Annotated in this window: 16 protein-coding genes; 11 read left to right on the top strand and 5 right to left on the bottom strand. The window is 71.0% G+C overall.

The window, feature by feature from the left end:
- The first annotated feature begins 281 nt into the window (after positions 1-281).
- A complete protein-coding gene (locus AB0L75_RS15105; RefSeq protein WP_365180776.1) occupies positions 282-2,219 on the top strand; it encodes an acyl-CoA dehydrogenase family protein in 1,938 nt (645 codons plus the stop codon).
- Between the two features lie 35 nt (positions 2,220-2,254).
- Here AB0L75_RS15105 and AB0L75_RS15100 read toward each other — a convergent pair whose 3' ends face one another.
- Both AB0L75_RS15100 and AB0L75_RS15095 read right to left on the bottom strand, forming a co-directional pair.
- Entirely contained in the window at positions 2,255-2,722 is a 468-nt protein-coding gene (locus tag AB0L75_RS15100; RefSeq protein WP_365180773.1) for a hypothetical protein, read from the bottom strand.
- Positions 2,723-2,863: 141 nt separating this feature from the next.
- Positions 2,864-3,322 (bottom strand): lamin tail domain-containing protein, encoded by a 459-nt coding sequence (locus AB0L75_RS15095; RefSeq protein ID WP_365180770.1) that lies wholly within the window; start codon positions 3,320-3,322, stop codon positions 2,864-2,866.
- Between the two features lie 174 nt (positions 3,323-3,496).
- Here AB0L75_RS15095 and dxr point away from each other — a divergent pair, with 174 nt between their 5' ends.
- The 6 genes from dxr to AB0L75_RS15065 all read left to right on the top strand — a co-directional run bounded on the left by dxr (position 3,497) and on the right by AB0L75_RS15065 (position 10,762).
- Positions 3,497-4,768, top strand: coding sequence for a 1-deoxy-D-xylulose-5-phosphate reductoisomerase (gene dxr, locus AB0L75_RS15090; protein WP_365180767.1), 1,272 nt, complete (start codon positions 3,497-3,499; stop codon positions 4,766-4,768).
- A gap of 8 nt (positions 4,769-4,776) precedes the next feature.
- Entirely contained in the window at positions 4,777-6,066 is a 1,290-nt protein-coding gene (locus tag AB0L75_RS15085; RefSeq protein ID WP_365181212.1) for a site-2 protease family protein, read from the top strand.
- 170 nt (positions 6,067-6,236) lie between these two features.
- A complete protein-coding gene (gene ispG, locus AB0L75_RS15080; protein WP_365180764.1) occupies positions 6,237-7,394 on the top strand; it encodes a flavodoxin-dependent (E)-4-hydroxy-3-methylbut-2-enyl-diphosphate synthase in 1,158 nt (385 codons plus the stop codon).
- 147 nt (positions 7,395-7,541) lie between these two features.
- On the top strand, positions 7,542-8,390 hold the full coding sequence (locus AB0L75_RS15075) for a GNAT family N-acetyltransferase (protein ID WP_365180761.1): 849 nt from the start codon (positions 7,542-7,544) through the stop codon (positions 8,388-8,390).
- A gap of 38 nt (positions 8,391-8,428) precedes the next feature.
- Positions 8,429-8,959, top strand: a complete 531-nt coding sequence (locus tag AB0L75_RS15070) for a GNAT family N-acetyltransferase (protein ID WP_365180758.1) — start codon at positions 8,429-8,431, stop codon at positions 8,957-8,959.
- 99 nt (positions 8,960-9,058) lie between these two features.
- Positions 9,059-10,762 carry a proline--tRNA ligase gene (locus AB0L75_RS15065; RefSeq protein ID WP_365180755.1) on the top strand — a complete coding sequence of 568 codons (1,704 nt, stop codon included), beginning with the start codon at positions 9,059-9,061 and terminating at the stop codon, positions 10,760-10,762.
- A gap of 63 nt (positions 10,763-10,825) precedes the next feature.
- Here AB0L75_RS15065 and AB0L75_RS15060 read toward each other — a convergent pair whose 3' ends face one another.
- Genes AB0L75_RS15060 through AB0L75_RS15050 form a run of 3 tightly spaced genes read right to left on the bottom strand, consistent with a single transcriptional unit; the run spans position 10,826 to position 12,789 of the window.
- Complete coding sequence (locus AB0L75_RS15060) at positions 10,826-11,725, bottom strand: aminoglycoside phosphotransferase family protein (protein WP_365180752.1); 900 nt, start codon at positions 11,723-11,725, stop codon at positions 10,826-10,828.
- Between the two features lie 60 nt (positions 11,726-11,785).
- Positions 11,786-12,277: a ferritin-like domain-containing protein gene (locus tag AB0L75_RS15055; protein WP_365180749.1), complete on the bottom strand. Its 492-nt coding sequence runs from the start codon at positions 12,275-12,277 to the stop codon at positions 11,786-11,788.
- Positions 12,274-12,789, bottom strand: coding sequence for a hypothetical protein (locus tag AB0L75_RS15050; RefSeq protein ID WP_365180746.1), 516 nt, complete (start codon positions 12,787-12,789; stop codon positions 12,274-12,276). The genes AB0L75_RS15055 and AB0L75_RS15050 overlap by 4 nt, the downstream gene beginning before the upstream one ends.
- A 323-nt stretch (positions 12,790-13,112) precedes the next feature.
- Here AB0L75_RS15050 and rimP point away from each other — a divergent pair, with 323 nt between their 5' ends.
- The 4 genes from rimP to infB all read left to right on the top strand — a co-directional run bounded on the left by rimP (position 13,113) and on the right by infB (position 18,293).
- Positions 13,113-13,622, top strand: coding sequence for a ribosome maturation factor RimP (gene rimP / locus AB0L75_RS15045; RefSeq protein ID WP_365180743.1), 510 nt, complete (start codon positions 13,113-13,115; stop codon positions 13,620-13,622).
- 2 nt (positions 13,623-13,624) lie between these two features.
- The gene (nusA, locus tag AB0L75_RS15040; RefSeq protein WP_365180740.1) at positions 13,625-14,611 is read left to right on the top strand and encodes a transcription termination factor NusA; all 987 of its coding nucleotides are present in this window, start codon (positions 13,625-13,627) and stop codon (positions 14,609-14,611) included.
- Positions 14,612-14,732: 121 nt separating this feature from the next.
- The gene (locus AB0L75_RS15035; protein ID WP_365180737.1) at positions 14,733-15,029 is read left to right on the top strand and encodes a YlxR family protein; all 297 of its coding nucleotides are present in this window, start codon (positions 14,733-14,735) and stop codon (positions 15,027-15,029) included.
- A 144-nt stretch (positions 15,030-15,173) separates the two neighbouring features.
- A complete protein-coding gene (gene infB, locus AB0L75_RS15030) occupies positions 15,174-18,293 on the top strand; it encodes a translation initiation factor IF-2 (RefSeq protein WP_365180734.1) in 3,120 nt (1,039 codons plus the stop codon).
- Positions 18,294-18,440: the final 147 nt, after the last annotated feature.

The following is an 18,440-nucleotide window of genomic DNA, read 5'->3' as shown; positions in this document are numbered from 1 at the left end:
GATGAGGGAGGGTGTGATGGACACTATCCTCAGCCGGGCGTGGTGTAAAGAGGCTGTCGAAGCGCTTCGACAGTGCTGGGACAGCCGTTCCGGAGCCGGCTGTGCGGCAGGGGGCTGCAGCAGCAGTACACACCCGCGCGCCGCGGCTTTGGCAGGGCTTTCGGCCGGATGGACGCGCGAGGGGTGGTGGGGTCGGCCCGTTTCGGGTACCAACGATCCAGTAGCACTGGTCGGTAGCGAACGATCCGCAACCATCCCTCTTCGCGGCGAGGTGAGCCTCAATGTCCGCCCCCACCACTTCACGCACCACCGTCACCGAGCGCGAGGCACGCCGGGTGGCGGAGGCCGCCCGGGAACAGGACTGGCGCAAGCCGAGCTTCGCCAGGGAACTGTTCCTCGGGCGCTTCCGGCTCGACCTCATCCATCCCCACCCGCTCCCCGACGACGAGTCCGTGCGACGCGGTGAGGCGTTCCTCGCCGAACTGCGCGCGTTCTGCGAGAGCACGGTCGACGGGGCCCGCATCGAGCGGGAGTCCCGCATCCCCGACGAGGTCGTGGCGGGCCTGAAGGAGCTGGGCGCCCTCGGCATGAAGATCGACCCCAAGTACGGCGGTCTCGGCCTCACCCAGCTCTACTACAACAAGGCCCTCGCCCTGGTCGGCTCCGTGAGCCCCGCCGTCGGCGCACTGCTCTCCGCCCACCAGTCGATCGGCGTACCGCAGCCGCTGAAGATGTTCGGCACCCAGGAGCAGAAGGACGCCTTTCTGCCGCGCTGCGCCCGCACCGACATCTCCGCGTTCCTGCTCACCGAGCCGGACGTCGGCTCGGACCCGGCCCGCCTCGCCACCACGGCGGTACCCGAGGGCGACGACTACGTCCTCGACGGGGTGAAGCTGTGGACCACCAACGGCGTGGTCGCCGATCTGCTCGTCGTCATGGCGCGGGTGCCGAAGTCCGAGGGGCACAAGGGCGGCATCACCGCGTTCGTGGTCGAGGCGACCTCTCAGGGCATCACCGTCGAGAACCGCAACGCCTTCATGGGCCTGCGCGGCATCGAGAACGGCGTCACCCGCTTCCACCAGGTCCGGGTGCCCGCCGCCCACCGCATCGGGCCCGAGGGCGCGGGCCTGAAGATCGCGCTCACCACCCTCAACACGGGCCGGCTCTCGCTGCCCGCGATGTGCGCGGGCGCCGGCAAGTGGTGTCTGAAGATCGCCCGTGAATGGTCGGCGGAGCGTGAGCAGTGGGGCAAGCCGGTGGCGCTGCACGAGGCCGTCGGCTCCAAGATCAGCTTCATCGCGGCCACCACCTTCGCCCTGGAGGCCGTCCTCGACCTCTCCTCGCAGATGGCCGACGAGGACCGCAACGACATCCGCATCGAGGCCGCACTCGCCAAGCTCTACGGCTCCGAGATGGCCTGGCTGATGGCCGACGAACTGGTCCAGATCCGCGGCGGCCGCGGCTACGAGACCGCGGAGTCCCTCAAGGCGCGCGGCGAACGGGCCGTCCCGGCCGAGCAGATGCTGCGCGATCTGCGGATCAACCGCATCTTCGAGGGCTCGACGGAGATCATGCATCTGCTGATCGCCCGCGAGGCCGTCGACGCCCATCTCTCGGTCGCCGGAGACCTCATCGATCCCGACAAGTCCCTGTCCGACAAGGCGAAGGCGGGCGCCCACGCGGGCGTCTTCTACGCCAAGTGGCTGCCGAAGCTGGTCGCCGGACCAGGGCAACTGCCCATGTCCTACGGCGAGTTCAAGCGCAGCGTCGATCTGTCCGGGCATCTGCGCTATGTCGAGCGCACCGCCCGCAAGCTGGCCCGCTCCACCTTCTACGCCATGTCCCGCTGGCAGGGCCGGATGGAGACCAAGCAGGGCTTCCTCGGGCGGATCGTGGACATCGGTGCCGAGCTGTTCGCGATGAGCGCGGCCTGCGTCCGCGCCGAACTGCTGCGCAGCCGGGGCGAACACGGCCGCGAGGCCTATGAACTGGCCGATGCCTTCTGCCGGCAGTCCCGCATCCGCGTCGAGGAACTCTTCGACCGGCTGTGGACCAACACCGACGCCGTCGACCGGAAGGTGGTCAAGGGCGTTCTCGGCGGGTCCTACACCTGGCTGGAGGAAGGGATCGTCGATCCGTCCGGGGACGGCCCGTGGATCGCGGACGCGACCCCCGGACCGTCCACGCGCAAGAGCGAACGCCGCCCCTACGGCGACTGATCCGCTCCTGCGCCCAGCGACCGGGCGCCTGGGGGTCAGTTGCCCCAGGTGCCCGGGTTCACGGCGCAGTTCCAGCCGGAGCCGCGCAGGGTGAACTTCACCCCGTAGGTGCGGGTGTTGAGCAGGTGCGTCTGCACCTTCACGCCGAGGCTCGCCTTCTTGTTCAGCGTCCCCGTGTACACGGTCACCGTCTGCGACGTCTTCTGGGTGACCCTGCCACCCGTGGCCCTGGCCGAGCCGAAGCGGATGTTCTTGACGTTCGTGATGGTGAAGCTGACCTTCTTGAAGCTCTGGGTGGTGCTCTTGTTCTTGATGCCGAAGTACAGGCCGCCGTTGGTCACCCAGCCATGCGAGTCGACGTAGAAGCTGGTCGGGTAGACCAGGTTGAGCGGGCAGCCGGAGCGCTGCGGCGTCTGGGTCGCGGCGAACGCGCCTCCGGCGAGACCGAGCTGAGCTGCGGTCAGGAGACCGGCCGTCGCCAGGACGGTCGCAGTCGTGCGCATACGGTTCATGATGGTGATTCCTCCCCCTTTGTGGCCCTTCTTGGCGGGCGCCTACGGAAGGATGCCATGATCGGCGGCCAAAGGTGCACTTTTTCTTCGGTACTTGTCCTGAGAGGTACTTGTCCTCCGCCGCGACAGCCGTCAGCAGTACGTGTCGCTCGGGTCCCGCGTGGTCCACGAGCAGGAGTCGACCCTGGCGCCGCTCGCCCTGGTGAGGGTGGCCGTGTCCCTGTCGTTGTTCCAGACGTAGGCGCGGCGGCCCTGGTACTTGTCCGACGCGGTGTCCGAGCCGCGACCGGTGTGGATCTTCATGTACTTCCCGGCGCCGATCCTGACGTCCGGGAAGACGTACCGGTGGCCGGCGGCGTCCTTCAGGATCCAGCCGCTGAGCGAGACGGCCGTACCGCTGGTGTTCCTGATCTGCACCCACTCGGCGTTGAGGCTCGCGTTGGAGCGGTTGTCGGTGCCGGGGCTGTCGAACCAGACGTGGTAGATGGACACGCCCCCGGCCGCCTGGGCCGGGGTGCTGAGCAGGGTGCCGGTGAGCAGGGCCGCGCCGGCGAGGGCGGGCAGGGCGGCGCGAAGGCGCACAGTACGCATGGAGATCCCCCCAGGATGTCGTCCGCGAAGTGTTGCGACTGAAGAGTTACCACAGGATCTTCACCGATACTTCACAACGGGAAAAATCGCTTCATCCGGCGACGAAACCCTTCGACGCACCCGCCCGGGGGATGCCCTGTCCTGACCGTCACTGCTTGCGGCAACAATGGGGGGATGACCGACAGCCTCACCCATCCGGCACCCCTCGCCGACCCGCATCTCGTCTACGACCCCGTCGCGGGCGACGGCCCCAAGGACGTGGTGATCCTCGGCTCCACCGGATCGATCGGCACCCAGGCCATCGACCTCGTACTGCGCAACCCCGACCGCTTCCGGGTCACCGCCCTGTCCGCCAACGGCGGCCGGGTCGCCCTCCTCGCCGAGCAGGCGCACCGGCTGCGGGTGCGGACCGTGGCGGTCGCCCGCGAGGACGCCGTACCGGCCCTGCGCGAGGCCCTCGCCGCCGAGTACGGCGCGGGTGAGCCGCTGCCCGAGATCCTCGCCGGACCGGAGGCGGCCACCCAGGTCGCCGCCTCCGACTGCCACACCGTGCTGAACGGCATCACCGGCTCCATCGGCCTCGCGCCCACCCTCGCCGCCCTGGAGGCGGGCCGCACCCTCGCGCTCGCCAACAAGGAGTCCCTGATCGTCGGCGGCCCGCTGGTGAAGGCGCTCGCCGAGCCCGGCCAGATCATCCCGGTCGACTCCGAGCACGCCGCCCTCTTCCAGGCGCTGGCGTCGGGGACGAGGGCCGACGTCCGCAAGCTCGTCGTCACCGCCTCCGGCGGCCCCTTCCGCGGCCGTGGCAAGGCCGAGCTGGCGCACGTCACCGTCGAGGACGCCCTCGCCCACCCCACCTGGGCGATGGGCCCGGTGATCACGATCAACTCCGCGACCCTCGTCAACAAGGGCCTGGAGGTCATCGAGGCACACCTCCTCTACGACATTCCCTTCGACCGCATTGAGGTGGTCGTGCATCCCCAGTCGTATGTCCACTCGATGGTCGAGTTCACCGACGGATCCACGATCGCCCAGGCGACGCCCCCCGACATGCGCGGGCCCATCGCCATAGGCCTGGGCTGGCCCGAGCGCGTCCCGGACGCGGCGCCCGCGTTCGACTGGAGCAAGGCCTCCACCTGGGAGTTCTTCCCGCTGGACAACGAGGCCTTCCCCTCGGTCGACCTCGCCCGGCACGTGGGGCAGCTCGCGGGGACCGCCCCGGCGGTGTTCAATGCGGCCAACGAGGAGTGTGTCGAGGCCTTCCTGGGCGGCGCGCTGCCCTTCAACGGGATCATGGAGACCGTCACCCGGGTCGTCGAGGAGCACGGCACCCCGGACACGGGAACTTCACTCACGGTGTCGGACGTCCTCGAAGCGGAGGCCTGGGCCCGCGCCCGGGCCCGTGAACTCACTGCCACGACGGCGACCGCGGAGGCGCGTGCATGACGACCTTGATGTTCATCCTCGGCATAGTGGTCTTCGCGGTCGGCCTGCTCGTCTCGATCGCATGGCACGAGCTGGGGCACCTGTCCACGGCCAAGCTCTTCGGCATCCGCGTCCCGCAGTACATGGTCGGTTTCGGCCCGACCGTCTGGTCGCGCAAGAAGGGCGAGACCGAGTACGGCATCAAGGCCGTCCCGCTCGGCGGCTACATCCGCATGATCGGGATGTTCCCGCCCGACAACCAGGGCCGGGTCTCCGCCCGCTCCACCTCCCCCTGGCGGGGCATGATCGAGGACGCCCGCTCCGCGGCCTTCGAGGAACTGCAGCCCGGTGACGAGACGCGCATGTTCTACACGCGCAAGCCGTGGAAGCGGGTCATCGTCATGTTCGCGGGCCCGTTCATGAACCTGATCCTCGCGATCGGCCTGTTCTTCACCGTGCTCATGGGCTTCGGCATCCCGCAGCAGACCACCACCGTCGCCTCGGTCTCGCCGTGCTCCATCGCCCAGAGCCAGCACCGCGACACCTGCAAGAAGTCCGACCCCGAGTCCCCGGCGCACAAGGCCGGCCTGAAGGCGGGCGACAAGATCGTCTCCTTCGACGGCAAGCCCACCAAGGACTGGAACACGCTCTCGGACCTCATCCGGGACAGCGGGGGCAAGACCGTCGCGATCGTCGTCGACCGCAAGGGCCAGGAGCTGACCCTGCACCCGACGATCACCACCAACCTGGTCGCGAAGAAGGACGCCAGCGGGCAGTACGTCAAGGGCTACGTCAAGGCCGGCTTCCTCGGCTTCAGCTCCGCCACCGGAGTCGTCAAGCAGGACTTCGGCGGGTCCGTGACCTGGATGGGCGACCGGGTCGGTGACGCCGTCGACTCCCTCGCCGCCCTGCCCGCCAAGATCCCGGCCCTGTGGGACGCGGCCTTCGGCAACGCCCCGCGCCAGCCGGACTCCCCGATCGGCATCGTCGGCGCGGCCCGCATCACCGGCGAGATCGCCACGCTGGACATCCCCGCCTCCCAGCAGCTCGCGAACTTCGTGATGCTGCTCGCCGGCTTCAACCTCTCCCTGTTCCTGTTCAACATGCTTCCGCTGCTCCCGCTCGACGGCGGGCACATCGCGGGCGCCCTGTGGGAGGCGCTCAGGCGGAACGTGGCCCGGGTGCTCCGGCGCCCGGACCCCGGTCCGTTCGACGTCGCGAAGCTGATGCCGGTGGCGTACGTGGTGGCCGGGATCTTCGTCTGCTTCACCGTCCTGGTGCTCATCGCGGACGTGGTTAACCCGGTGAAAATCTCCTAGCCACACGATGTTCGAGGCGGCCCGGGACCCTGTGTTCCGGGCCGCCTCCCATCGAGTGGGTTTACCGGGTGGGATGTGCTCGGGCCAAGGCTCGTGCCGTAATCTCGAACCCTGGAGCCCGACCGCCTGCGGGACCGGACCTAGATCCACGACTTGGGGTTGCACAGCAGATGACTGCGATTTCTCTCGGCATGCCGTCCGTTCCGACCAAGCTCGCCGAGCGCCGCAAGAGCCGGCAGATCCAGGTCGGAAGCGTGGCGGTCGGCGGAGACGCACCGGTCTCGGTCCAGTCGATGACCACGACCCGTACGTCGGACATCGGCGCCACCCTGCAGCAGATCGCCGAGCTGACGGCGTCGGGCTGCCAGATCGTCCGTGTGGCCTGCCCCACCCAGGACGACGCGGACGCCCTCGCGACGATCGCCTCGAAGTCCCAGATCCCGGTCATCGCGGACATCCACTTCCAGCCCAAGTACGTCTTCGCCGCCATCGAGGCCGGCTGCGCCGCGGTCCGCGTCAACCCCGGCAACATCAAGCAGTTCGACGACAAGGTCAAGGAGATCGCCAAGGCCGCCAAGGACCACGGCACCCCGATCCGCATCGGCGTCAACGCCGGCTCCCTGGACCGGCGCCTGCTCCAGAAGTACGGCAAGGCGACGCCCGAGGCGCTCGTCGAGAGCGCGCTGTGGGAGGCCTCGCTCTTCGAGGAGCACGACTTCCGCGACATCAAGATCTCGGTGAAGCACAACGACCCGGTGATCATGATCGAGGCGTACAAGCAGCTCGCGGCCCAGTGCGACTACCCCCTCCACCTCGGCGTGACGGAGGCCGGCCCGGCGTTCCAGGGCACGATCAAGTCGGCGGTCGCCTTCGGCGCGCTCCTGTCCCAGGGCATCGGCGACACGATCCGGGTGTCCCTGTCGGCGCCTCCGGTGGAGGAGGTCAAGGTAGGCACCCAGATCCTGGAGTCCCTCAACCTCCGCCAGCGCGGCCTGGAGATCGTCTCCTGCCCGTCCTGCGGCCGCGCCCAGGTCGACGTCTACAAGCTGGCCGAAGAGGTCACCGCCGGCCTGACCGGCATGGAGGTCCCCCTCCGCGTCGCCGTCATGGGCTGCGTGGTGAACGGCCCCGGCGAGGCCCGCGAGGCCGACCTCGGCGTCGCCTCCGGCAACGGCAAGGGCCAGATCTTCGTCAAGGGCGAGGTCATCAAGACCGTCCCCGAGTCCAAGATCGTCGAGACGCTCATCGAAGAGGCCATGAAGCTGGCCGAGCAGATGGAGAAGGACGGCGTGATCTCCGGCGAGCCGTCGGTGTCGGTCGCGGGCTGACCGCCGTACCCCCGTGCACACGAGTCCCGTCACCGTTCGGTGGCGGGACTCGGCCGTACCTCACCGCCCATCTCGCCCCCAAGCGCGTCACAATCGCTCGGGGTAAAGTTCCGAGACCAGCAGAACGCCCAGGGTGAGGCCCCGCACGTGTTGACCCAGACCAGCTCACGGGTGCTCGAACCGAGCGACCTTGACGCCGCGCTCGCCGTCCTCGACCGCGAGCCGGTCACGAACGCCTTCGTGACCTCGCGGGTGCAGATCGCGGGCCTCGACCCGTGGCGGCTCGGCGGCGAGATGTGGGGCTGGTACGAGGAGGGCATGCTCACCTCCCTGTGCTACGCGGGCGCGAACCTGGTCCCGGTCTGCGCCACCCCGCGCGCCGTCCGCGCGTTCGCGGACCGGGCGAGGAGATCCGGTCGCCGCTGCTCCTCCGTCGTCGGCCCCGCCGAACCCACCGCCGCGCTGTGGCGCCTGCTGGAGCCGCACTGGGGCCCCGCCCGCGAGGTCCGCGCCCACCAGCCGCTGATGGTCACCGACCGCATGCCCGCCGACATCGCCCCGGACCCCTACGTCCGCCGCGTCCGCAAGGACGAGATGGAGACGATCATGCCGGCGTGCGTGGCGATGTTCACCGAGGAGGTCGGCGTATCGCCGATGGCCGGCGACGGCGGCCTCCTCTACCAGGCGCGCGTCGCCGAACTCGTCGGCTCCGGCCGCTCCTTCGCCCGCATCGACGAACACGGCAAGGTCGTCTTCAAGGCGGAGATCGGCGCGGCGACCCGCCAGGCCTGCCAGATCCAGGGCGTCTGGGTGGCCCCCGAGTACCGCGGGAGGGGACTCGCGGCCCCCGGCATGGCAGCGGTCCTGCGCTATGCGCTCGCCGACGTCGCCCCGGTGGTCAGCCTCTACGTGAACGACTTCAACACGGCGGCCCGGCGGACCTACCGCCGCGTGGGCTTCCAGGAGATCGGCGCGTTCATGAGCGTGCTGTTCTAGCCCGCCGCCACGAGCGCAGCCCCCTGTACGCTCCCGGCATGGACCTCGTGATCGGCACCCTGGACCTCTCCGCCCACGTCGACGAGGCCCTGGCCGTCCAGGCAGTCGCCTTCGGACTCGGCGCGGACGAGGTCGCCGTACGCCGCCAGATCGTCCAGCGGCACATGCAGTACCGGGGCGCGAGGGCCCTCGGCGCGAGCGTCGGCGGACGGCTCGTCGGGTTCGTGTACGGCATGCCCAACTCCCGTACGCACTGGTGGTCCACGGTCGTCGAGCCGTACCTGCGCGCGAGCGGGAACGACCTCTGGCTGGACGACTCCTTCGTGATCACGGAACTCCACGTCCATCCCGGCCACCAGAACCGCGGCATCGGCCGCCGGCTCATCACCATGATCACCGACTCCGCCGAGGAACCCCGCTCGATCCTCTCCGCGATCGACACCGACAGCCCCGCCCGCGGCCTCTACCACTCCCTCGGCTATGTCGACCTCGCCCGCCAGGTCCACTTCCCGAGCGCGCCACGGCCGTACGCCGTGATGGGCGCCCCCCTGCCGCTGCGCCGCAAATGAAGCCGTACACGAAGACGGCGCCATATCGATTTCCGCCCGCACAGGCGGCCCGGCTAACCTCCTATGCCATCACCCTTATCCGGCAGGAGTACGAGAACCATGGCCAACGCACCGGTCCAGCGCATGTCCCAGTTGATGGCGAAGACGCTGCGCGACGACCCGGCGGACGCCGAGGTCCTCAGCCACAAGCTCCTCGTCCGCGCCGGCTACGTCCGCCGCACCGCCGCCGGCATCTGGAGCTGGCTCCCCCTCGGCAAGAGGGTCTTCTCCAACGTGGAGCGGATCGTCCGCGAGGAGATGGACGCCATCGGCGCCCAGGAGGTGCTGCTCCCCGCCCTCCTGCCCCGGGAGCCGTACGAGGCGACCGGCCGCTGGGACGAGTACGGCCAGGAGCTGTTCCGGCTCAAGGACCGCAAGGGCGGCGACTACCTCCTCGGCCCCACCCACGAGGAGATCTTCACCCTCCTGGTCAAGGACCAGTGCACGTCCTACAAGGACCTGCCGGTGATCCTCTACCAGATCCAGACCAAGTTCCGTGACGAGGCCCGGCCCCGCGCGGGCATCCTGCGCGGCCGTGAGTTCCAGATGAAGGACTCCTACTCCTTCGATCTGGAGGACGAGGGCCTCGCCCGGTCCTATGCCCTGCACCGCGAGGCCTACCAGCGCATCTTCGAGCGCCTCGGCCTCGACTACCGCATCTGCGCGGCCACCGCCGGCGCCATGGGCGGCTCCAAGTCCGAGGAGTTCCTGGCCCCGGCCGAGGCCGGCGAGGACACCTTCGCCGACTGCCCGAACTGCGACTTCGCCGCCAACACCGAGGCGATCACCTACGCGCTCAAGCCGGCCGACGGCTCGGCCGTCCCCGCGCTGGAGGAGATCCCGACCCCGGACACCCCGACCATCGAGACCCTGGCCGCCTCCCTCGGCGTCCCGGCCTCCGCCACGCTGAAGAACCTGCTGGTGAAGGTGGACGGCGAGATCGTCGCCGTCGGCGTGCCCGGCGACCGCGAGGTCGACCTGGACAAGGTCGAGGCGCACTTCGCCCCGGCGACCGTCGAGATGGTCACCGAGGCCGACTTCGCCGTCCGCCCCGACCTGGTCCGCGGCTACGTCGGCCCGCAGGGCCTGGGCGAGAAGGTCAGGTACATCGCCGACCCGCGCGTGGCCCCCGGCACCTCCTGGATCACCGGCGCCAACAAGGAGCACACGCACGCCAAGAACGTGGTCGCCGGCCGCGACTTCGAGGTCGACGAGTACGTGGACGTCGTCGTCGTGCAGGAGGGCGACCCCTGCCCGAAGTGCGGCACCGGCCTGAAGCTGGACCGCGCCATCGAGATCGGCCACATCTTCCAGCTGGGCCGCAAGTACGCCGACGCCCTCAAGCTCGACGTCCTCGGCCAGAACGGCAAGCCGGTCCGCGTCACCATGGGCTCCTACGGCATCGGCGTCTCCCGCGCCGTCGCCGCGCTCGCCGAGCAGACCGCCGACGACAAGGGCCTGGTGTGGCCCAAGGAGGTCGCCCCGGCCGACGTGCACGTCGTCGCCGCCGGCAAGGCCCTGCAGACCGAGCTGGCCCTCGACGTCGCCGAGAAGCTGGCCGCCGCGGGCGTCCGCGTCCTGGTCGACGACCGGGCCGGCGTCTCCCCGGGCGTGAAGTTCACCGACGCCGAGCTGATCGGCGTCCCGCAGATCCTGGTGGCCGGCCGCCGCTCCGGCGAGGGTGTCCTGGAACTGAAGGACCGCAAGACCGGCGAGCGCGAGGAACTGTCCGTCGAGGACGCGATCGCCCGCCTGACGGCGTAGCGACCCCTCGTGGCGAAGCCCCCTGAGACCTGCTGAGGCCTCGGGGGGCTTCTTCCGTGGCCCTCACAGCCACCCGGCGAACTCCAGCAACAGCTCCCCGTCCTTGGGCCGGCCCACCCGGAACGCCCGCACACCGGACTCCACCGCCCGGAACAGCGTCCATCCGCGCAGCCGCTCCTGATCGACCTCCAGCGACTCCGCGAGCCGCTTGATCCGCCGCCGGACGGCGCCCGCGCCGGACGGCGCCGCGATCAGGTCCTCCACCCGGTCCCGCACCAGCCGCGCCAGATCGAAGGCGCACTCACCGACCACCGGATCGGGCCCCACCGCCAGCCACGGCATCCGCTCCCCGGCCAGTACCTTGCTCTGCCGGAACGTACCGTGCAGCAACTGGTGTTCGGGCGGCGCGGCCACCAGCTCCTCGCGCGCCGCGAGCGCCGCGTCGACCAGCGGCGCCACCTCGGTGTCGGCCTCCGCGCCCGCCCGCATCGCCGCCGCCTGGCGCCCCGTGCGCTCCGCGACGGTCTCGAAGACCTGGCCCGCCGGCGGCTCGACCCACAGCCGGCGCAGCGTCCCCGCCGCCTCCAGCAGCGCCTTCGGCTCCGGCAGCGACCGCACCGACACATCCGGGTGCAACCGCTCCAGCAGCAGCACCCCGTCCTCCGCACCGTCCTCCAGCAGCTGTACGGCGCCCAGCCCGGCCCAGTGCGCCAGCGCCGCCCGCTCGCTCTCCGGACGGGCCCGGGGCGGGGCCAGCTTCAGCACGGCCGGGGTGCCGTCCGCCCGCCGCACCAGGACCACCAGGCTGCTGCGCCCGCCCGGCTCCTGGACCCGCTCCACCGTCAACTCGCGCCTGGCAACGGCCTGTTCGGCGATCGCCGGCAGCTGTGCCAGCCAGTCGTCCCCGGCCGGTGCCGTCTCACCGAGCGCCCGTACCAGGCGCGGCGGCGGTTCGAAAGCCATGCGCGAGTCGTTCCCTTCCAGTCCGGGTTCTGTCCTACGGGCGCCTGCCGGGCCACCGGGTCACGGCGCCGCCGAGGCGGAGGCCGACGGCGCGGCACCGGCCGCGCCCGTCCCCTCGCCGACCCGCTCGGCGAGCCCAGGGAAGGCTACGCTCTGCCCGCTCCAGCGCACCGCGCGCACCGCGGCCTCCCTCAGCGCCGCCGCCGCGGCGGCGCGCCGCGCGCCCGTCGCCGCCCGCACCAGGTCCGCGTAGACGCCCGCCAGACGCTCCTCCAGCTGTGCGGCCAGCCGGACCGCCCCGGCCGGGTCCGGCACCGGGAACGGCAACGCGTACGCGGCGTCCGCGGCCACCGGCTGGCCGCCCAGATCCCGGACCGCGCGGGTCAGCGCGTCCCGGCTCGCCCGATGGGCGTCGTACGCCGCCCGCGCCTCGCCCTGGCGCGCCGCCCCGATCCGGCCGCCGACGACGCCGTACCCGTACACCGCCGCGTGCTCCGCCGCCAGTGCCGCCTGCAGCGCGGTCAGCTCGGCCGCCTTCGCCTCGCCGCTCACTTCGCCCCCTCCGCCAACAGGTACGCGTGCGCGGCCCCGGCCGCCGCCACCGACGCCAGCAGCCGCGCCAGCTCGCCCGGCACGTCGAGCAGGTCCTTGGCGCGCCAGTCGGCGAGCGTGCGCTCGGACGTGGCGAGCCCCGCGAGCGCCTCCTTCTCGGAGGACGGAATGGCCACAGTGGCCGGAGCCGCGGACGGGGCGGCCGAGGACCGCGCGGGCGTGGGCCCCGTACCGTCCGCGAACGCCCGGACGTGCGCCGCGACCTGGGCGCGCAGCGGACGCAGCCGCTGCGCCAGGCGCGGATGCGCGGCGAGGACGGCGTCGTAGTGCTGCAGCAGCCCCCGGCTGTCCCGCGCCGCACGCGCGCGTGCCTGGTCCGTCACCGACGTGCTGTGGCCGCCGGAGTCCGGATCGGCCGAGCAGCCCACGAGAAGGGCGGCGCCGGCGGCCGAGGCGAGCAGGGATCTTCTGCGCGGACCCGAGGGGGTGCGCAAGAGCGGGGCATACGGCACGGCTGACGTCCTCGGGGGGCTCGTACGAACACACGGGCGGGAGGGCGGCCCGCCGTGATCACGGTACCCGCGCGCCCCCTCGCTTCGTGTCACCGGCTCAGACAGCAGGCCGAAGGGGGGCTGGGCCGTACGGCATGCGGCTGCGCCGGGTGGGCGCGCCCAGCCGCTGACGGCCCGCAGACGCCCGAGAACCACGGCCGCCGGAGCCGGGACGCGCCCGGTCCCCGCCGGAGGCAGGACGCAACAGCCCCCGCGACCGGATACCCTTTGACCAGACACGCGACCCATCCCACAACAGCACACGCGGCCGAGGAGTCACCCGGATGAGCACCACCCAGAGCGAGAGGCTGCGAGAGCTTCTGGAACCGCTCGTCACCTCCCAGGGGCTGGATCTCGAAGAGATCGCCGTGGACTCCGTCGGACGCAAGCGGGTGCTGCGCGTGGTCGTCGACTCCGACACCGGAGCGGATCTGGACGCCGTCGCCGATGTGAGCCGTGCGCTCTCGGCGAAGCTCGACGAGACCAACGCCATGGGTGACGCCGCGTACGACCTGGAGGTCGGAACCCCCGGCGCGGAGCGCCTCCTCACCGAGCACCGGCACTTCGTGCGCGCCACCGAGCGGCTCGTGAAGTTCCAGCTGGCCGAGGGCGACGAATTGGTCGCGAGGATCCTGACGGTCGACGACGAGGGCCTGGACGTCGAGGTTCCGGGCGTCAAGGGCCGCAAGGCCACCACCCGCAGGCTCGGCTTCCCGGAGATCGAGAAGGCGCGTGTGCAGGTCGAGTTCAACCGCAAGGACAAGAAGGACATGAAGGAAGAGGAGGAGGCGTAGCCGTGGACATCGACATGAGCGCCCTGCGGGGCTTGGTTCGGGAGAAGGAGATCTCCTTCAACCTGCTGGTCGAGGCGATCGAGTCGGCCCTCCTCATCGCCTACCACCGCACCGAGGGAAGCCGCCGACACGCGCGCGTGGAGCTCAACCGGGAGACCGGGCATGTGACCGTGTGGGCGAAGGAGGACCCCGAGGACCTCGAGGAGGGCCAGGAGGCCCGCGAGTTCGACGACACCCCCACCGGGTTCGGCCGGATCGCCGCCACGACCGCCAAGCAGGTGATCCTGCAGCGGCTGCGCGACGCCGAGGACGACGCGACGCTCGGCGAGTACGCGGGCCGTGAGGGCGACATCGTCACCGGCGTGGTCCAGCAGGGCCGCGACCCGAAGAACGTGCTCGTCGACATCGGCAAGCTGGAGGCCATCCTGCCGGTGCAGGAACAGGTGCCGGGCGAGACCTACCCGCACGGCCTGCGCCTGCGTACGTACGTCGTCCGGGTGGCCAAGGGCGTCCGCGGACCGTCGGTCACCCTCTCCCGTACGCACCCCAACCTGGTGAAGAAGCTCTTCGCCCTGGAGGTGCCGGAGATCGCCGACGGGTCGGTCGAGATCGCGGCGATCGCCCGTGAGGCCGGTCACCGCACCAAGATCGCCGTACGGTCCACCCGTTCGGGTCTGAACGCCAAGGGCGCCTGCATCGGCCCGATGGGCGGCCGGGTGCGCAATGTGATGGGTGAGCTGAACGGCGAGAAGATCGACATCGTCGACTGGTCGGACGACCCGGCGGAGATGGTGGCGAACGCGCTGTCACCCGCTCGGGTGAGCAAGGTGGAGGTCGTGGACCTCGCCTCCCGCTCCGCCCGGGTGACCGTGCCGGACTACCAGCTGTCGCTGGCGATCGGCAAGGAGGGGCAGAACGCCCGCCTGGCCGCCCGGCTCACCGGCTGGCGCATCGACATCCGTCCGGACACCGAGCAGCCGGCCGAATAATCGGCCGACCGGGGGGATCCGCCGGGAATAGATCCAAGCCGTAGGTCGCTTGGTTTACGACAACAGCCGTTCGATCTTTCCCCCGAAGGGGTGAGGTCGGTACGGGGAGGTAGACTTAACCGTGTCTGGCCGGACGCACACCCGGGCATGCCCTGAACGCACCTGTGTGGGGTGCCGGGAGCGGGCGGCCAAGAACGATCTGCTGCGGATCGTGGAGATCGAGGACGCATGCGCCCCCGATCCTCGCGGTACGCTGCCCGGCCGGGGTGCCTATGTGCACCCCGCCCTGGTCTGTCTCGACCAGGCGGTACGCCGCCGGGCGTTCCCGCGGGCACTGCGCGTCCCGGGACCGCTCGACACAAAGGCGTTGCGCCGATACGTCGAGCAGACAACAGTTGCCGAACAGGCAACACCGTAAGACGTGCCGTACGGAACCCCGTGCGGCCTGGTACCTCGCGAGTCGAAAGCAGGTCGAGATTGCGATGAGCACTCGATGAGTACGCGATGAGTACGCCCATGAACTAGCGACGGTCCGGCTTCACCCGGACCTCAAAGGAGCGAAGTGGCTAAGGTCCGGGTTTACGAACTCGCCAAGGAGTTCGGCGTTGAGAGCAAGGTCGTCATGGCCAAGCTCCAGGAGCTCGGTGAATTCGTCCGTTCGGCGTCTTCGACCATCGAAGCGCCCGTAGTACGCAAGCTGACCGACGCCTTCCAGGGCGGTGGCAGCGGCAAGTCCGCGAAGCCCGCCCCGCGCAAGGCTGCCCCCAAGCCCGCCGCGCCCTCCCCGGCGCAGGCTGGGGGTCCCTCCCACGCCCTTAAGGCAGTGGGGGAACGTCCGGCTGCCCCGAGGCCGGCGGCTCCCAAGCCTCCGACGGCTCCGGCGGCGCCCGCTGCCCCGCAGCCGGCCGCCCCGTCGGCTCCGGCGGCCTCCGCGCCGTCTCCGGGCCCGCGTCCGGTGCCGGGTCCGAAGCCCGCGCCGCGTCCGGCTCCGGCCGCCCCGGAGTTCACCGCTCCGCCGGCCGCCGCCGCTCAGACCCCGCAGGCCCCGGCCGCGCAGGGTCCGCGTCCCGGCGCCCGTCCGGGTGCTCCGAAGCCCGGCGGTGCCCGTCCGGGTGGTCCCGGTCAGGGCCAGGCCCGTCCGGGCCAGGGTGCCCCGCGTCCCGGTGGCCAGGCCCCGCGTCCGGGTGGTCGTCCGGCCGGTCCGCGTCCGGGTAACAACCCCTTCACCTCCGGTGGCTCCACCGGCATGGCCCGTCCGCAGGCCCCGCGCCCGCAGGGCGGTCCGCGTCCGGGTGGTCCCGGTGCCCCCGGCGCCGGTCCCCGTCCGCAGGCCCCCGGCCAGCAGGGCGGCGGTCCGCGTCCGCAGGCTCCGGGCGGACACGGCGGCCCCTCCGGGCGTCCGTCGCCCGCCGGTATGCCGCGCCCGCAGGGCGGTCCGCGTCCCGGTCCGTCCGGTCCGCGCCCGAACCCCGGCATGATGCCGCAGCGTCCCGCTGCCGGCCCGCGTCCCGGCCCTGGTGGCGGCGGTCGCGGCCCGGCCGGTGCCGGTCGTCCCGGCGGCGGCGGTCGTCCCGGTGGCGGCGGCGGCTTCGCCGGCCGTCCCGGTGGTGGCGGCGGTGCCCGTCCGGGTGGCGGCGGCGGTTTCGCCGGTCGTCCCGGTGGCGGTGGCGGCGGCTTCGGCGGCGGTCCCGGTGCCGGCGGCGGTGGCCGTCCCGGCTTCGGTGGTCGTCCCGGCGGTCCCGGTGGCCGCGGTGGCACGCAGGGCGCCTTCGGCCGTCCCGGTGGTCCCGCGCGTCGCGGCCGCAAGTCGAAGCGGCAGCGTCGCCAGGAGTACGAGGCCATGCAGGCCCCGAGCGTCGGCGGCGTGATGCTGCCGCGCGGCAACGGCGAGACCATCCGTCTCTCCCGCGGCGCGTCGCTCACCGACTTCGCGGAGAAGATCAACGCCAACCCGGCGTCCCTCGTCGCGGTCATGATGAACCTCGGCGAGATGGTCACGGCCACGCAGTCCGTCTCCGACGAGACGCTGCAGCTCCTCGCGGGCGAGATGAACTACGCGGTTCAGATCGTCAGCCCGGAGGAGGAGGACCGCGAGCTGCTCGAGTCCTTCGACATCGAGTTCGGCGAGGACGAGGGCGACGACGAGGACCTGGTGGTCCGTCCGCCGGTCGTCACCGTCATGGGTCACGTCGACCACGGTAAGACGCGACTGCTCGACGCCATCCGCAAGACGAACGTCATCGCGGGCGAGGCCGGCGGCATCACCCAGCACATCGGTGCCTACCAGGTCTCCACCCAGGTCAACGACGAGGACCGCGCGATCACCTTCATCGACACCCCGGGTCACGAGGCGTTCACCGCCATGCGTGCCCGTGGTGCCCGGTCGACGGACATCGCGATCCTGGTCGTCGCGGCCAACGACGGCGTCATGCCGCAGACGGTCGAGGCGCTCAACCACGCCAAGGCGGCCGACGTGCCGATCGTGGTCGCGGTCAACAAGATCGACGTCGAGGGTGCCGACCCGACCAAGGTGCGCGGTCAGCTGACCGAGTACGGCCTGGTGGCCGAGGAGTACGGCGGCGACACGATGTTCGTCGACATCTCCGCCAAGCAGGGTCTGCACATCGACTCGCTGCTGGAGGCCGTGGTCCTCACGGCCGACGCCTCGCTCGACCTGCGGGCCAACCCGGCCCAGGACGCGCAGGGCATCTCGATCGAGTCCCGTCTCGACCGCGGCCGCGGTGCCGTGGCGACGGTCCTCGTCCAGCGAGGCACGCTGCGGGTCGGCGACACGATGGTGGTGGGCGACGCCTACGGCCGCGTCCGCGCCATGCTCGACGACAACGGCAACAACGTCGCCGAGGCCGGCCCGTCGACGCCGGTCCAGGTCCTGGGCCTGACCAACGTCCCGGGTGCGGGTGACAACTTCCTGGTGGTCGACGAGGACCGTACGGCCCGTCAGATCGCCGAGAAGCGTGCCGCCCGTGAGCGCAACGCGGCCTTCGCCAAGCGCACGCGCCGCGTGTCGCTGGAGGACCTGGACAAGGTGCTCAAGGCCGGCGAGGTCCAGCAGCTGAACCTGATCATCAAGGGTGACGCTTCTGGTTCCGTCGAGGCCCTCGAGTCCTCGCTGCTCCAGCTGGACGTCGGCGAAGAGGTCGACATCCGCGTCCTGCACCGCGGCGTCGGTGCGGTCACGGAGTCCGACATCGACCTGGCGATGGGCTCCGACGCCATCGTGATCGGCTTCAACGTCCGTGCGGCCGGCCGCGCGGCGCAGATGGCCGAGCGCGAGGGCGTGGACGTCCGGTACTACTCGGTCATCTACCAGGCGATCGAGGAGATCGAGGCGGCCCTCAAGGGCATGCTCAAGCCGGAGTACGAAGAGGTCGAGCTGGGTACGGCGGAGATCCGCGAGGTCTTCAAGTCGTCCAAGCTGGGCAACATCGCCGGTGTCCTCATCCGCTCGGGCGAGGTCAAGCGCAACACCAAGGCGCGCCTCATCCGCGACGGCAAGGTGGTCGCGGAGAACCTCAACATCGAGGGCCTGCGTCGCTTCAAGGACGACGTCACCGAGATCCGCGAAGGCTACGAGGGTGGTATCAACCTCGGAAACTTCAACGACATCAAGGTCGACGACGTCATCGCGACGTACGAGATGCGGGAGAAGCCGCGGGTGTAATCGGCCTACGGTTCGCGCTGGCCGGCGGGGCTTCGGCTCCGTCGGCCAGCGCGCCGTTCCGGCGGCCGACGGTGCCGCGGAAACCCTGTCGAGCCACCGGCGGGTACGCGGTACCGTTCTTGATGTCCCCGGCCACACGGACCCGGG

The organism is Streptomyces sp. NPDC052101, assembly GCF_040680235.1.
Taxonomy (GTDB): domain Bacteria; phylum Actinomycetota; class Actinomycetes; order Streptomycetales; family Streptomycetaceae; genus Streptomyces.
This window is presented reverse-complemented; position numbering and strand designations above follow the sequence as displayed.